Source organism: Janthinobacterium longum, from assembly GCF_051380735.1.
GTDB lineage: Bacteria > Pseudomonadota > Gammaproteobacteria > Burkholderiales > Burkholderiaceae_D > Janthinobacterium.
In genome coordinates this window covers 781,900-795,209 of sequence record NZ_JBNYXQ010000001.1, presented here as the reverse complement: position 1 = coordinate 795,209, position 13,310 = coordinate 781,900, and the positions used below count along the sequence as shown (strand labels likewise).

The following is a 13,310-nucleotide window of genomic DNA, read 5'->3' as shown; positions in this document are numbered from 1 at the left end:
ACTCCCCATAAAATTGCTGTTGCGCAATGTTGCAGTTTAACCCGATTCAGCCGACATAACGCATTGGCTACCCGCTGGGGCAGCAGGAATTTGATCAATCCGCACAGTTTTTGCCGCTAATCATCAGGAATCCGCCAGTTGTTGCCAGAAACGCAGCTTGTTGCCGAACGGGTCCGCCACCTCCATGATGCGGCCCCAGTCCTCCTCGCGTATGCCGGGCCGCGCATATGGATAGTTCTTCGCCAGCAATTCGGCATGCAGGGCGGCGATATCGTCAACCGGGATCAGCAGCGCGGCGCCCGGCGTGGCATCGCCATGATGTTCGGACAAGTGCAGGACGAGTTCTTCGCGACGCAGTTGCATATAGAGCGGGGCGGTATCGTTGAAACGGTGCTCCCAGTCGATGGTAAAACCGAGGAACTGGCAATAGAATTCGCGCGCCTTGGTTTCCGAAAAGCTGCGCAGGATGGGGATGGGGGGTGCATGGTGACGCTTTCAAGATCAGTCAAAGTCGCTCATTCTAGTGTTTTTTCAGCCGCGTCCTTTTAGCCGGGCGCCACTCGACAGCTGAACAGCGTGCGGGACATGCTTGCCTCTATAATCCCGGCATGACATTCTTATCATCTCGCGCCAGCTCTGTGCTGGCCACCATCGGCAAACTGGCGGCTTCCCTTGTTATTGTATTGACGGCCCTGTGGGGCGCGCTGGCGCTGTGGTACCAGTTGGCCGGTGGCGTGGCCGCGCAGACCATCGGCGCCGTGCTGTGGGCGGCGCTTGGCATCGGCAGCATCGCGCTGTGGTGGACGCGCGGCAGCGCGCGCACCTTGCTGCCGTATGCGGGCGGTTTTGTGCTGCTGCTGTTGTGGTGGAGTCTGATCGCTCCAAAGCAGGACCGCAGCTGGGCCGACGATGTGGCGAGGAATGTGACGGGCACGGTCAAGGGCAGCGTGGTGACGCTCGACAATGTGCGCAATTTCGACTGGCGCAGCGAAAACGATTACACGGTCAAATGGGAACAGCGCAGCTACAATCTCGACGACTTGCGCACGGTCGACGCGGCTCTGTCGTACTGGACCGGCCCGCTGATCGCCCACACCCTGGTGTCGTTCGGTTTTGCCGATGGGCGTTTTCTCACTTTTTCGATCGAAATCCGCAAGGAGAAAGGCGAGAGCTTTTCCGCCATCGGCGGCTTCTTCAAGCATTTTGAAATGAGCCTGATCGCTGCCGACGAGCGCGACATCATACGCACGCGCACCAATGCGCGTGACGAAGACATTCACCTGTACCGCGTGATGATGCCGCGCGCCGCCATGCGCTCGCTGTACCTGGCCTACCTTGACGAAGCCGATACGCTCAAACGCAAGCCGCAGTTCTACAATACCTTGAGCGCCAACTGCACCACCATCGTCTTCGAGATGGCACGCCGCATCGTGCCGGGCCTGCCGTTCGACTACCGGCTGCTGGCGTCCGGTTACCTGGACCGCTACCTGTTCGACGTGCAGGCCCTGGTGCCGGGTTTTACCTTCCCGCAGTTGCGCGACGGCGGCCATATCACGGCGCGCGCGCGGGCCGCCAATGCCGACCCCGATTTTTCGCACTCGATCCGGCGCGGCATGCCCGGCTACGATGAGCAAGGCCACCCCGTCAGGCAAATGCCGCGGCAGTAAAGCATTGCTTTATACTGGCGCCTTTTCAAGAATACATGAAGGCCCGCCATGCCATTTTCCTCACTGGGTCTGATTCCCTCCCTCGTACGCGCCGTTGACAAGGCCGGTTATGCCGCGCCTACCGCCATCCAGGCGCAAGCCATCCCTGCCATCCTGCGTGGCAGCGATGTGCTGGGCGCGGCGCAGACCGGCTCGGGCAAGACGGCCGCTTATGTGCTGCCGCTGTTGCAGGCGCTGATGGCCCCGGCAACTGGCCCGCGCCAGGTGCGCGCGCTGATCCTGGTGCCGACGCGAGAGCTGGCGGCGCAAGTGGGGCAGACCGTGCATGCGCTGGCCAAGCCCTTGCCGGTGAAACTGAAGATTTCCGTGCTGTTCGGTGGCGTCTCGATCAATCCGCAGATGATGGACTTGCGCGGCGGCGCCGATATCGTGGTCGCCACGCCGGGCCGGCTATTGGACCTGGTCAAGCACAATGCCGTCAAACTCGGTGGCGTGTCGCTGTTTGTGCTCGACGAAGCGGACCGCCTGCTCGACATGGGCTTTGCGGAAGAAATCAACGCCGTGCTGGCGCTGCTGCCGGCGCAACGCCAGAACCTGTTTTTCTCGGCCACCTTTCCCGACAGCGTGCAGGCGCTGGCCGACGGCTTGTTGACCGAACCGGTACGTATCGAGGTGGCGTCCGAGCCGCAGGACAAGCCCGATATCGTGCAGCGAGCGATTACCGTCGATGTGCCGCGCCGCACCCAGTTGCTGCGCTATCTGATTTTGCAGCAGCAATGGGAGCGGGTGCTGGTGTTCGTTGCCACCAAATATGCGGCCGAGCACGTGGCCGACAAGCTGCAGCGCGCCGGCCTGCATGTGGGGGCGTTTCATGGCGAATTTTCCCAGGGCACGCGCAGCCAGTTGCTGGCCGATTTCAAGGCGGGCCGCCTGCAGGTGCTGGTCGCCACCGACGTGGCCGCGCGCGGCATCGATATCGCCGGCTTGCCGGCCGTCGTCAATTATGACTTGCCCCGCTCGGCCGTCGATTACACGCACCGCATCGGCCGCACCGGCCGCGCCGGCGAGAGCGGCACGGCGGTCAGCTTCGTCACGGCCGATACCGAAGCGCATTTCCGCCTGATCGAAAACCGCAACGACCTGCGCATCGTGCGCGAAGTGGTGGCCGGCTTCGAGCCGACCGAATTGCCCACGCCCGTCAGTGCGGTGACCGATACCGTCAATGGTGGAGTGAAAGGTGCGCGCAAGAGTAAAAAGGACAAATTGCGCGAAGCGGCGGCGAAAGCTGCCGGCAATTAAATTTTTTTATGTGCGCTGGCCGCTTGAATGGCTGGCCGCCCCGGTCTATGATTGCTTTTCAGAAATTAAAAATACGGGACGGAAATGCGAATCAACGGTATCAATACGGCAGCAATTTTTGCCATCACGGCCTTGCTGGCCGGCTGCTCCGGCATGATGGGGCAGGGCGCTGGCAAGGCGGGACTGCACATGCCGGGCAAGGCCGCAAGTGACGAGGTAGCCGCTACCTGGTACAACCCGCCCAGCGAGTTTCCCGGCATCTGCATGACCCAGTTCAAGGATGGACGGCTGCGTTTTGACGGCGGCTTCGCCTTTTTCAATCCGGGCCGCTGGTCCTACGACCCAGCCACAGCAGAACTGCGCCTCGAAGTGGCGCCGCGACCCGATCTGGCCAGATCACACGCTCACCAGACCAAAGAGAACAATCTGCTGCGCGTTGAAGCGGAGAAGAACGCGCTGGTCTACAGCGTCAAGGCCGAGACGAAAACCATCGGCTTGGGCGGCTTTATCTTTTACCGAAACATGCCTTGCCGCGTGAGCAATTAACAGTCGACAGGTAATACCTGCGAAAACGGCGTATTTGGCCGTATAATTTCAGACAAGATTGCGCGGTGCTGTACCGCACGATAATTTGCCCTGAAGGCAAGCTCCCATGTCGCTGTGGCGACGAGAGGATGGTTCGATGGATGTGCAAGATGCTTCGGCGACGCCCGTCTCTGCGGAAAGTCCGGACGCGGCGCGGCGTACCCTGCTGCTGGTCGATGACGAGCAAAACATTCTTGCAGCGCTCAAGCGCCTGCTGCGGCGCGACGATTACCATATCCTGACGGCCACCAGCGGGCAGGAAGGGCTGGACCTGCTGGCCGGCCATGCGGTCGACGTGATCGTGTCGGACCAGCGCATGCCGGGCATGCTGGGCGCCGATTTTCTGCGCAAGGCCAGGCTGCTGTATCCGCAGACCATGCGCATCATGCTGTCTGGCTACACGGAATTGCAGGCCGTGACCGATGCCGTCAACGAAGGCGCCATTTTCAAATTCCTGACCAAACCCTGGGATGACCAGCAACTGCGCGCCCATATCGCCGAAGCGTTCCGCCTGAAAGGCATTGACGACGACAACGTGCGCCTCAACGAGCAGCTGCGCGAGGCCAATCTGGCGTTGTCCGTTGCCAATGACGCCATGCAGGCCTTGCTGCGCCAGCAGCAGAACCAGATCAGCCACGACGAAGTCAGCCTGGGCATCGCCCGCGAGGTGCTGCAGTTCCTGCCGCTGCCCATCCTGGGCCTGGGCGAGGACGGCATGATTGCCTTTATCAATGCGGCTGCCGCGCGGCTGTTCGACGGCGGCGCGGCGCTGCTGGGCTGTGAAGCTGCGCTGGTCCTGCCGCGGCTGTTTGAACCGTATGCCGGTGCGCAGCGCCTGCTTGTCATCGACGGCAAGTCCTATGTGGTGGCGCTGCACGCCATGGGCGCACGCTCGCGCTCGCGCGGCAGCCTGGTGACGCTGTGCCTGACCGGAGCGCCGCCATGAACGCAGGCGAGCGCGAGGTAGCTTTGGCGCAGGTACAGGAAGGCGCGATGCTGTCGCGTGCCATCCTCGACGCCAGCGGCATGGTGCTGCTGGCGCAGGGCGCCGCACTGACCGCCGGCAGCCTGGCAGCCCTGCGCAGGCGCGGCGTCGAAGCTTGCTGGATCGTCGCCGCCCCGTTGAACGATGCCGGCGACCAGGAGCATGCCGCTGCCGCGCGCCAGCACCAGCTGGCCCGATTGTCCATCGTGTTTCGCGCTACGCCACCCGACGCCCCCGGGGCAGGCCTGCTGGCCTTGCTGCAGCGCTACCGCCAGGGGAGTGGCGCATGACAGCGCTCAGTGTCGAGCAGGTAATCCGGCATATCCATGCATTGCCGTCACTGCCAGCGGTGGTGCTGGAATTACTGACGAGCATGGAACAGCCGGATATCGATGTGCATGTACTGGCGCACAAGATCGAACTGGACCAGGCGCTGGCGGCGAAGACCATGCGCATTGCCAATTCGTCGTTCTACGGCATGCAATCGACAGTCACCAGCGTGGCGCAGGCCGTTTCCGTGCTGGGTTTTCACAGTATCCGCACCATGGTCACGGCGTGCGCGTTGACGGGCAGCTTTGCGCCCGTGCCCGGTTTTGATTTCCAGGCTTTCTGGCGCCATTCGCTGGCCACCGCCGTGGTGGCCCGCCTGCTGGCGCCGCACATGGGCGTGAGCCCGGAAACGGCCTTCACGGCTGGCCTGCTGCACGACTTGGGCACGTTGGTGCTGGTCACCCGCTTTCCCGCCGAGCATGCGCAGGCGCGCGACTATCGACAGCAGCATGATTGCCAGATGGTCGAGGCCGAACGTGCCGTACTCGGCATCGACCATGCGCAAGTAGGCAGCGCGCTGGCCGCATACTGGCAGTTTCCCGAAGCAATACAGCAGGCCGTTGCCGACCAATATGCCATCGGGCGCCTCGATGCAGTCGGCTTGCCGCTGCTGGTTCACCTGGCCAACGTCCTTGCCCACGCGCTGGACCTGGCGGGTATTGAGGCGGCGCTGGTGCCGCCGCTGTCACCCGCCTGGTGCCTGCTTGCACTGGACGACGAACAGTGGTTTGCGCTGTTGCGGCAGGCCGAGCACACTTTCGATGAAATTTCGCGCATCATGCTGGCATGACCTCCCACACTGAAAGGCAATCCATGAGACCGGACGACGACACGACCTTTCCCGGCGCGGCCCTGTCGGCGTTTTTCGACGGCCATCCGGTGGCCACGTTTGCCATCGACACCGAGCATGTGGTGACGCACTGGAACAGTGCCTGCGAACAGTTGCTGGGCTATACCGCCACAGCGATGGTCGGCACGTGCGAGCACTGGCGGGCATTTTATCGCCGGCCGCGCGCCTGCCTGGCCGACCTGCTGGTGGAGGGCGATATCGGACTGGGCGAGCAGGGGCTGTACCAGGGCAAGCTCAAGGCGTCGTCGGTGATACCGGGCGCCTATGAGGCGGAGGATTTCTTTCCCAATATCGGCGCCAGCGGCCACTGGCTGCACTTTACGGCCGCACCCCTGCGCGACCGCCAGGGGCGGCTGGTCGGCGCCATCGAAACGCTGCGCGACGTGACCGAACGGCACAATGCCGAAAGTGCGCTGCGCCGCGCCCACGACAACCTGGAAAACCTGGTGGCGACGCGCACGGCACAGTTGGCCGAGATGAACGAACGGCTGGCCGACGATATCGCCCAGCGCGAAGTGGCCGAGATGGCCTTGCGCGAACGTAACCTGGCGCTGACCGAACTGAATCACAAACTGTCGCTGGCCCAGCAAAAACTGCTGCAGTCCGAAAAGCTGGCCTCGATCGGCCAGCTGGCCGCCGGCGTGGCGCACGAGATCAACAACCCCATCGGTTACGTGTTTTCCAATTTTGGCGCACTCGAAGGCTACCTGGCCGACCTGTTCGCCATGCTCGACGCCTATGAAGAGGCCGAGTCCGACATCGCCACGCCCGCCGTGGCGCAGCGCCTGGCAGCATTGCGCGAGCAGATCGACCTGGCTTTCCTGCGCACCGACACCGGCCAGCTGATGAGCGAATCGAAAGAGGGTATCGTGCGCGTGCGTCGCATCGTGCAGGATCTGAAGGACTTTTCGCGCACCGATGCGCTGCAGGAATGGGTCTGGGCCGACCTGCGCCAGGGCATCGACACCACGCTCAATATCGTCAACAACGAGGTCAAGTACAAGGCTGATGTCATCAAACAGTACGGCGACATTCCCGATATCGAATGCCAGCCTTCGGAGCTGAACCAGGTGATCATGAACCTGGTCGTCAATGCGGCCCACGCCATGGGCGAGCAGCGCGGCTGCATCACGCTGCGCACCGGCAGCGAGAACGACAGCGAAGTGTGGGTCGAGGTCGAGGATACGGGCAGCGGCATCTCGCCCGAGCATCTGTCGCGCATCTTCGATCCATTCTTCACCACCAAGCCCGTCGGCCAGGGCACGGGCCTGGGCCTGTCGCTGGCCTATACGACCGTGCAAAAGCACCACGGGCGCATCGATGTGCACAGCGTGGTGGGCAGCGGCACCACGTTTCGCATCACCTTGCCCGTGCACCAGGCGCCGCTGGCCGCACCATCACTTTTACCGGATACCGCACCATGACAAGCATTGCCGCTGCCGTGCCGCCGACCATACTGTGCGTCGATGACGAACCAAATATCCTGTCCGCCCTGCGGCGACTGTTCCGCCCGCACGGCTACCGCATGCTGACAGCCGACAGCGGCGCGGCCGGCCTGGCGATGCTGGAAAGCGAGGTGGTGGACCTGGTCATCTCCGACATGCGCATGCCGCAGATGGACGGTGCGCAGTTCCTGGCGCAGGTGCGCCAGCGCTGGCCCGACACCATCCGCCTGCTGCTGACCGGCTATGCCGACATCCAGTCGATACTCGACGCCATCAATCACGGTGAAATCTACCGCTACGTGACCAAGCCGTGGGACGAGAACGACATCGTGCTGGTGGTACGCCATGCGCTTGAGCGCCGTGCTCTGGAGCAGGACAAGCTGCGCCTGGAAGCGCTGACGGCCACCCAGAACGCCCAGCTGCTGCAGCTCAATGCCAGCCTGGAAGAAAAAGTTGCCGTGCGCACGCAGCAGCTCAAGCTGTCGCATGACGACCTGCAGGCGGCCAATGACAAGCTCAAGGCGACGTTTGTGACCACCATCAAGGTGTTTTCCAACCTGATCGAAATGCGTGGCGGCAAGCTGGCCGGCCATGCACGCAGGGTGGCCGAGTTGGCGCGCAAGCTGGCCCAGGCGATGGGCCTGGAAGCGCAGGAGGCGCGCGACGTGTTCATCGCGGCACTGCTCAAGGATATTGGCAAGCTCAGCCTGAGTGATGATCTGCTGGAACTGCCTGCCAGCGCCTGGAATGGCGAGCAGCTGGCCACGTTTCGCAAGCATCCGCTGCGCGCCGAACAACTGCTGATGGCGCTTGACGAATTGCGTTCCGTGTCGGTCATCCTGCGCTCGCAGCTTGAGCGCTTCGACGGCGCCGGCTTTCCCGATGGCCTGGCGGGGCTGGCCATTCCGCTCGGCGCACGCATCCTGGCGCTGGCGTCGGACTACGACGGCTTGCAAATCGGCGCCATGGTGCAACGCAGCCTGCGCGCCGACGAGGCGCGTACCCTGATTTATGACAGCAGCGGCAAACGCTATGATCCGGCGGTGGTGGCCGCCTTTCGCAGCATGATGGACCAGACGCAGGCGCCACCGCGCGACATGGCGGTGCTGTCGGGCGAACTCGAGCCGGGCATGGTGCTGTCGCGCGATTTGATCAGCCGTGATGGCCTGATGCTGCTCGCTGCCGACCATGTGCTGACGGTGCGCGTGATCGCCCAGCTGCTTGATTTCGAAGGCAAGAATGGCGGACGGCTCGCCATCCGCGTCTATCCGCCCGTCAAGCCGCTCTGAACCAGCGACGCCGGCGGCGACACCGGCAGGCGCACCGTAAAGCGCGTGCCGCGCCCCGGTTCCGACGCCACCTCGATGCGTCCGCCGTGCTGGTTGACAATGCCATAAGACAGCGACAGGCCCAGGCCCGTGCCGCTGCCGACCGCCTTGGTGGTGAAGAAAGGCTCGAAAATGCGATGCAGGTGTTCAGGTGCAATGCCGGCCCCGGTGTCGCCGATCTCCACCCATATCCAGCCGTCCAGGTGGCCGGTGCGGATGCTGATCACGCCATCGCCGCTGATGGCCTGCCCGGCGTTGACCAGCAGGTTCATGAAGACCTGGTTCAGCTGCGAGGCCAGGCATGCGATCGGTGGCAGCTGGCCGTATTGCTTGTCGATGCGGGCCTTGTACTTCAGTTCGTTGCCGACGATATTGAGCGTCGTGTCGAGCCCGGCATGCAGATCGGCGACCTGCCAGTTGCTTTCGCCCACATGGGAAAAGTCTTTCAACGCCTGCACGATGTCGCGCACCCGCTTCAGCCCGTCCATCGACTCGCCCAGCAAGTCTGCCATGTCCGACTGCAGGTAGGCCAGGTCGGCTTGCTGGCGTACCTGTGCCACGCGAGCGGCCAGCGCCGCGCCATCGATCTGCTGGCCCATCGCGGCCTCATACTGGCCGATCACGTCAAACAGGGTGGCGACATAGGCTTGCAGCGAGCTCATGTTTGAATTCACGAAGCCGATCGGGTTATTGATTTCATGCGCTATGCCGGCCGCCAATTGCCCGATGGAAGCCATTTTTTCGGCCTGCAGCAACTGCTCGTGCGCTTGCTGCAACTTGCTGATCAGGCGCTGCTGCTCTTCGCCGCGCGCCTGCAGCATCGCTTCCATGCGCTTGCGCTCGGTAATGTCGGTCAACGAGCCGATCACTTCGCAGGGCACGCCGTGTTCGTCGCGCACCAGGCGCAGGCTGTCGTGCATCCACAGGTAGCTGCCGTCGCTGACGCGAAAACGATATTCGTAGGCGCGCGCACCTTGCACGAAGATCTGCGCCAGGCTTGAAAAAATGCCGGGTGCGTCGTCGGGGTGGATATGGTCGAACCAGAAGTTGGGATCGGCCACCATGTCGTCGGGATGGTAGCCCAGCACGTTCAGGGCATTGTTGCTGACAAACGTCATCTTGAAGTCGCCGCTCGGTACGGTGCAATAGATAATCGAGGGGGTATTGTCGAGCAGGTACTGCAGGCGCCCCTGGCTTGTGCCCGGCACCACGCTGGCGGCCGGCGCCCTGGCGTCGGAAAAGCTGAAGTCTTCGAACTGCATCGCCGTACCTCGCTGCGTCAGCGGCCGGGAGGTCGGCCTGTGCCGATTATGCACGAAGCCGATGCGCGCCGCATGGCTATTTACGGTGCAGGCGGTTCGCCAACCAGGGTCATGCGGCGCGCGATGCGCTGTGCTTCCGGCATGTCTCCTGCTTGTTCCGCGCGCAGGCGCTGTACGCCCAGCCAGGCCAGCAGCGGCCGGCGCCAGCCCTGGTCGGAAGCCGTGTTCACGGCCATGGCGAGCAGCTCGGGCGTGGCCCGGTTGGCGCGCAGCAGCACACCGGCCGCCACCAGTTTCCCCAATGGCTCCTTGATGGCGGCTGCAGCGCTGGCCGCCTGGGTGTCAGACGTTGCGCTGGCCACCGCGCGCTGGCTCTCGGGCAGCAGGGCGGCGTCTGCCGGCTGCGCCGTGCCGGCCAGGTAGCGGGCATAGGCGCGGTCGGCGTCGCCGGCGTCTTCGCGCAGGGCGTCAAAGCCGGTGCAAGGCTCGAACACCAGGCTGGCCACGCGCGTGGCGCAGCGCAGCAACTCCACCCTGGCGATCAGGTCGACCTTGCCGGTGCCTGCCACCTGGCTGCGCGCGCGCTGGAATTCGGTTTGCTCCACCAGCGTCCTGCCGGCGAGGTAAGCCGCTTCAAAACGCTCGATCGCGCTTTGTGCATTCATTTTCCAGTCCGGCACGGGCGGGCCGCTGGAGCAGGCGGCCAACAAGGTACAAAGCAGCGTGGCACCGAGTAGGGCAGTCATTCTCATGGCAGGGTAATCTCCGGATTGCGCTTGAACGGCCATTTGCGGTTGATTTCATTGACCAGTTGCTCGACCTTGCGCAGATTGCTTTCCACGTCGGCGCGCAGCGGCCCCAGGTCGGCCGTGGCGGCTTTCGCGTTGGCGCCCACGGCTTGCGCTTCGACCAGCACGGCGTCGACCTTTTTCAGGCTGTTGCGCGTGTCGGCCAGCAAGGCGTTCAACTGCACGATGGTTGCCTGCGCATCGGTCATCACGCCTTGCGCGCCGAATACACGTCGATCCGCATTGGACACCAGGCCATCGGTGCGGCGCGCCAGCTGGTCGGCGGTGATCAACAGGGCGTTGGCGCGCTCTATCAGCAACCTTGATTGCTTGTCGTCGCCTGTCAGCAGGCCCATGGCACCACTTGGGCCACTGAGCTTGCCGGTCACGGTTTGTACATTGCGCATGGCGGTGTCGAGCGCCGAATCGGTGGCGGTCAGGTTGCCCAGGTTGGCCAGCAGGTCCTTTGCGGCGGCCAGCAGGCGCGGGATTTCGGCCGCCATGTCGCCCACCAGCAGGTCACGCGTGGCTTCGTCGGGCAGGGGCGGGTCGGTCAGGATGCCGCTGTAGGCGCGCAGCTTGGCGCCGCCGACGATGCCGCGTTCCAGCGTGAAAATGCTGCTGGTACGCAGCCAGTGCGCATCTTTTTTCGGCACGTCGATGATCACGCGGGCGCGGCCGGTGGGCGCCAGTTCGATGCGCTGCACGCGGCCGATGGGAAAGCCGGAAAAGGTCAGGTCGGCGCCGACCACCACGCCGTCGGAATCATCGGTGGCCAGCACCAGCGTCTGTGTCGCTTCGAAGGCGCCGCGCGCATACATCAGGTACAGCACCGAGCCGGCGATCAGCACGAACATCGAGACCAGCAAAATGGCCGCCTTCAGTTCGGCGTGGCGCACCGGTGGCGGCGCGGGCAGCACGGCCTCGGGCGCTGTAATGTCGGTCTGGTCTGGATTGGCAGGAGTGCTCATGGTTTCTGGCTAGAAAGTAGGGTAGAGGGCGGGCATCAGTAATAATTTCCCATCAGCGAGGCCACTTCGACCAGCAGGATGACGGAAAACAAACGCAGCATTTCGGACAGGCCGTGGGCGGCAAACAGGCGCTGTCGGCGGTTTGTATCGGGCGGATAATAAGACGACGACAGCGGAATCAGGGCCACGGCAAAGCTGAAAAACACCACCTTGAGCATCAGGATCAGCACCACGGCCGGATTGAAGATCTGCCCCACCACCCGCGTGTAACCCTGCAGCGCCCATGGCGTGAAACCGTAGATGGTGAGGTAGGCGAGGATGAGCGAACTGACGCAGCTGGCAATGGCCAGCATCCAGACGGCGAAAATGCCCGACATCACGCGCGGAAAATACTCGCTGCGCAGCAGGTCGGTGCCCTGGCGCTGCAGTTTGTCGAGCAGGCCGTTCGAGCGCATCTGTGCAAACGCGATGCCGTCGGGCAGGGTCAGCCTCAGCGCGACGAACAGCGCGGCGGTCAGCGGGATCAGTTCGAGCACCAGCACGCGCACCACCATTTCCAGTGCATAGCGCGACAGGCCATAGCTTTGCGCGCTGACCACCACGATGCGGATCAGCACCAGGCCGACCAGCAGGCAGGCAACGCTGAACCACATCAGGTTGGGCGCCGTGTTGCTGACCAGGCGGTGCGCGAGGATGGGGCGGTTCTGCCGGTTATAGCTCGACGGCGACAGCGCCAGTGAAAAGATCAGGGTAGCAAATTGCAGCAAGCGCCACCAGCTGACGATCCAGGCCGCAGCGACCCGGTTCAGGCGGCGCAAATGGATGATGATGGAGGCGGAGGCAGAAGCTGTCATCGTGGCATCTTATCATTGCCAGCCGCTGCCTTTGCGTTCCCCTGCGTCAGTCGTGCAACTTGCGCCAGGCCACCATCTCTTCGATGGTCAATATCGGCATGCCATGCAGCTCGGCAAAACGTTCGATATCGCCGCCGCGCATCATGGTGCCGTCCGGATTCATCAGTTCGCACAGTACGGCGGCCGGGTTCAAGCCCGCCATGCGCGACAGATCGACGGAACCTTCCGTGTGGCCACGGCGTTCCAGCACGCCACCGGGCGCGGCGCGCAAGGGGAACACATGGCCGGGGCGCACCAGGTCCGATGGCCTTGCATCGGGCGCGATGGCGGCGCGGATGGTGGTGACGCGGTCGGCGGCCGACACGCCGGTGGTGACGCCCTCGCGTGCTTCGATCGAGACGGTAAACGGCGTGCCATAGCGGCTGCCGTTGTCTGGCGACATCGGTGGCAACTCCAGCCTGGACACGGTTTCGGCGGGCAGGCACAGGCAGACGATGCCGCTGCATTCGCGGATCAACAGAGCCATGGATTCGTTGGTCAGTTTTTCGGCCGAAATGATCAGGTCGGCTTCGTTTTCACGGTCGAAATCGTCAAGCAGGATGACGGGCACGCCGGCGCGCATGGCGGCCAGGGCCGATTGCATGCGACCTTCAAGGTCGTGGGAAAGGACGGTATAGCTGTTGACTAACATGGTGTAACGCTCCTCGCACAGGCGAAAAACGCTGCAGGGCAAGCGCACAGGCGCAGCAGTCCGTATCGCGCAAGGCGATCGGACAGTGGGTCTGACGCACATCTTCTTTCATCCGGACTATACCGTCGGCTCTGGAGTCACACCAGATCTGCTGACCTTTCCAGGGCTTGCCTGAAAAGCGCTCGCGGGCTTGACCGTTGCCGGTCTTACCGCCGGTGGGGAATCGCACCCCGCCCCGAAGACGTATTGTTGTGC

The 13,310-nt window shown here is 63.4% G+C and carries 14 protein-coding genes and 1 riboswitch; of the genes, 8 read left to right on the top strand and 6 right to left on the bottom strand.

From position 1 onward, the window contains the following. Positions 1–123: 123 nt before the first annotated feature. Positions 124–474 (bottom strand): glyoxalase superfamily protein, encoded by a 351-nt coding sequence (locus ACQ4WM_RS03620; RefSeq protein ID WP_436546196.1) that lies wholly within the window; start codon positions 472–474, stop codon positions 124–126. 134 nt (positions 475–608) lie between these two features. On the opposite strand from ACQ4WM_RS03620, the gene ACQ4WM_RS03615 reads away from it, so the two are divergent. The 8 genes from ACQ4WM_RS03615 (at position 609) to nosR (ending at position 8,450) form a co-directional block, all read left to right on the top strand. Next, positions 609–1,667, top strand: a complete 1,059-nt coding sequence (locus ACQ4WM_RS03615; RefSeq protein WP_436545333.1) for an Lnb N-terminal periplasmic domain-containing protein — start codon at positions 609–611, stop codon at positions 1,665–1,667. Positions 1,668–1,715: 48 nt separating this feature from the next. Beyond that, entirely contained in the window at positions 1,716–2,966 is a 1,251-nt protein-coding gene (locus tag ACQ4WM_RS03610; protein ID WP_436545332.1) for a DEAD/DEAH box helicase, read from the top strand. A gap of 84 nt (positions 2,967–3,050) precedes the next feature. Then, positions 3,051–3,512 carry a hypothetical protein gene (locus ACQ4WM_RS03605; RefSeq protein ID WP_436545331.1) on the top strand — a complete coding sequence of 154 codons (462 nt, stop codon included), beginning with the start codon at positions 3,051–3,053 and terminating at the stop codon, positions 3,510–3,512. 136 nt (positions 3,513–3,648) lie between these two features. Further along, positions 3,649–4,497 (top strand): response regulator, encoded by an 849-nt coding sequence (locus tag ACQ4WM_RS03600; protein ID WP_436545330.1) that lies wholly within the window; start codon positions 3,649–3,651, stop codon positions 4,495–4,497. Then, complete coding sequence (locus ACQ4WM_RS03595; protein WP_436545329.1) at positions 4,494–4,826, top strand: hypothetical protein; 333 nt, start codon at positions 4,494–4,496, stop codon at positions 4,824–4,826. The genes ACQ4WM_RS03600 and ACQ4WM_RS03595 overlap by 4 nt, the downstream gene beginning before the upstream one ends. Next, entirely contained in the window at positions 4,823–5,656 is an 834-nt protein-coding gene (locus ACQ4WM_RS03590; protein ID WP_436545328.1) for an HDOD domain-containing protein, read from the top strand. Before ACQ4WM_RS03595 ends, ACQ4WM_RS03590 begins: the two co-directional genes overlap by 4 nt. A gap of 23 nt (positions 5,657–5,679) precedes the next feature. Further along, positions 5,680–7,140 carry an ATP-binding protein gene (locus ACQ4WM_RS03585; protein ID WP_436545327.1) on the top strand — a complete coding sequence of 487 codons (1,461 nt, stop codon included), beginning with the start codon at positions 5,680–5,682 and terminating at the stop codon, positions 7,138–7,140. Then, the gene (gene nosR, locus ACQ4WM_RS03580) at positions 7,137–8,450 is read left to right on the top strand and encodes a response regulator c-di-GMP phosphodiesterase, NosR family (RefSeq protein ID WP_436545326.1); all 1,314 of its coding nucleotides are present in this window, start codon (positions 7,137–7,139) and stop codon (positions 8,448–8,450) included. Before ACQ4WM_RS03585 ends, nosR begins: the two co-directional genes overlap by 4 nt. Here the strand turns inward: nosR and ACQ4WM_RS03575 are convergent. The 5 genes from ACQ4WM_RS03575 to ribB all read right to left on the bottom strand — a co-directional run bounded on the left by ACQ4WM_RS03575 (position 8,426) and on the right by ribB (position 13,055). Continuing rightward, complete coding sequence (locus ACQ4WM_RS03575) at positions 8,426–9,751, bottom strand: ATP-binding protein (RefSeq protein WP_436545325.1); 1,326 nt, start codon at positions 9,749–9,751, stop codon at positions 8,426–8,428. The genes nosR and ACQ4WM_RS03575 overlap by 25 nt on opposite strands. Positions 9,752–9,831: 80 nt before the next feature. Next, a complete protein-coding gene (locus ACQ4WM_RS03570) occupies positions 9,832–10,503 on the bottom strand; it encodes a hypothetical protein (RefSeq protein WP_436545324.1) in 672 nt (223 codons plus the stop codon). Further along, entirely contained in the window at positions 10,500–11,510 is a 1,011-nt protein-coding gene (locus tag ACQ4WM_RS03565; RefSeq protein ID WP_436545323.1) for an MlaD family protein, read from the bottom strand. Before ACQ4WM_RS03565 ends, ACQ4WM_RS03570 begins: the two co-directional genes overlap by 4 nt. Before the next feature lie 35 nt (positions 11,511–11,545). Further along, positions 11,546–12,364 (bottom strand): MlaE family ABC transporter permease, encoded by an 819-nt coding sequence (locus ACQ4WM_RS03560; RefSeq protein ID WP_436545322.1) that lies wholly within the window; start codon positions 12,362–12,364, stop codon positions 11,546–11,548. A 46-nt stretch (positions 12,365–12,410) separates the two neighbouring features. Beyond that, positions 12,411–13,055: a 3,4-dihydroxy-2-butanone-4-phosphate synthase gene (ribB, locus tag ACQ4WM_RS03555; RefSeq protein WP_436545321.1), complete on the bottom strand. Its 645-nt coding sequence runs from the start codon at positions 13,053–13,055 to the stop codon at positions 12,411–12,413. 96 nt (positions 13,056–13,151) lie between these two features. Further along, positions 13,152–13,302, bottom strand: a riboswitch (FMN riboswitch). Positions 13,303–13,310 lie beyond the last annotated feature (8 nt).

Bases quoted from the DNA above. Each gene is read 5' to 3' on its own strand.
- ACQ4WM_RS03615 (WP_436545333.1), top strand. From the start codon at position 609: ATGACATTCTTATCATCTCGCGCCAGCTCTGTGCTGGCCACCATCGGC.
- ACQ4WM_RS03610 (WP_436545332.1), top strand. From the start codon at position 1,716: ATGCCATTTTCCTCACTGGGTCTGATTCCCTCCCTCGTACGCGCCGTT.
- ACQ4WM_RS03605 (WP_436545331.1), top strand. From the start codon at position 3,051: ATGCGAATCAACGGTATCAATACGGCAGCAATTTTTGCCATCACGGCC.
- ACQ4WM_RS03600 (WP_436545330.1), top strand. From the start codon at position 3,649: ATGGATGTGCAAGATGCTTCGGCGACGCCCGTCTCTGCGGAAAGTCCG.
- ACQ4WM_RS03595 (WP_436545329.1), top strand. From the start codon at position 4,494: ATGAACGCAGGCGAGCGCGAGGTAGCTTTGGCGCAGGTACAGGAAGGC.
- ACQ4WM_RS03590 (WP_436545328.1), top strand. From the start codon at position 4,823: ATGACAGCGCTCAGTGTCGAGCAGGTAATCCGGCATATCCATGCATTG.
- ACQ4WM_RS03585 (WP_436545327.1), top strand. From the start codon at position 5,680: ATGAGACCGGACGACGACACGACCTTTCCCGGCGCGGCCCTGTCGGCG.
- nosR (WP_436545326.1), top strand. From the start codon at position 7,137: ATGACAAGCATTGCCGCTGCCGTGCCGCCGACCATACTGTGCGTCGAT.
- ACQ4WM_RS03575 (WP_436545325.1), bottom strand. From the start codon at position 9,751: ATGCAGTTCGAAGACTTCAGCTTTTCCGACGCCAGGGCGCCGGCCGCC.
- ACQ4WM_RS03570 (WP_436545324.1), bottom strand. From the start codon at position 10,503: ATGAGAATGACTGCCCTACTCGGTGCCACGCTGCTTTGTACCTTGTTG.
- ACQ4WM_RS03565 (WP_436545323.1), bottom strand. From the start codon at position 11,510: ATGAGCACTCCTGCCAATCCAGACCAGACCGACATTACAGCGCCCGAG.
- ACQ4WM_RS03560 (WP_436545322.1), bottom strand. From the start codon at position 12,364: ATGACAGCTTCTGCCTCCGCCTCCATCATCATCCATTTGCGCCGCCTG.
- ribB (WP_436545321.1), bottom strand. From the start codon at position 13,055: ATGTTAGTCAACAGCTATACCGTCCTTTCCCACGACCTTGAAGGTCGC.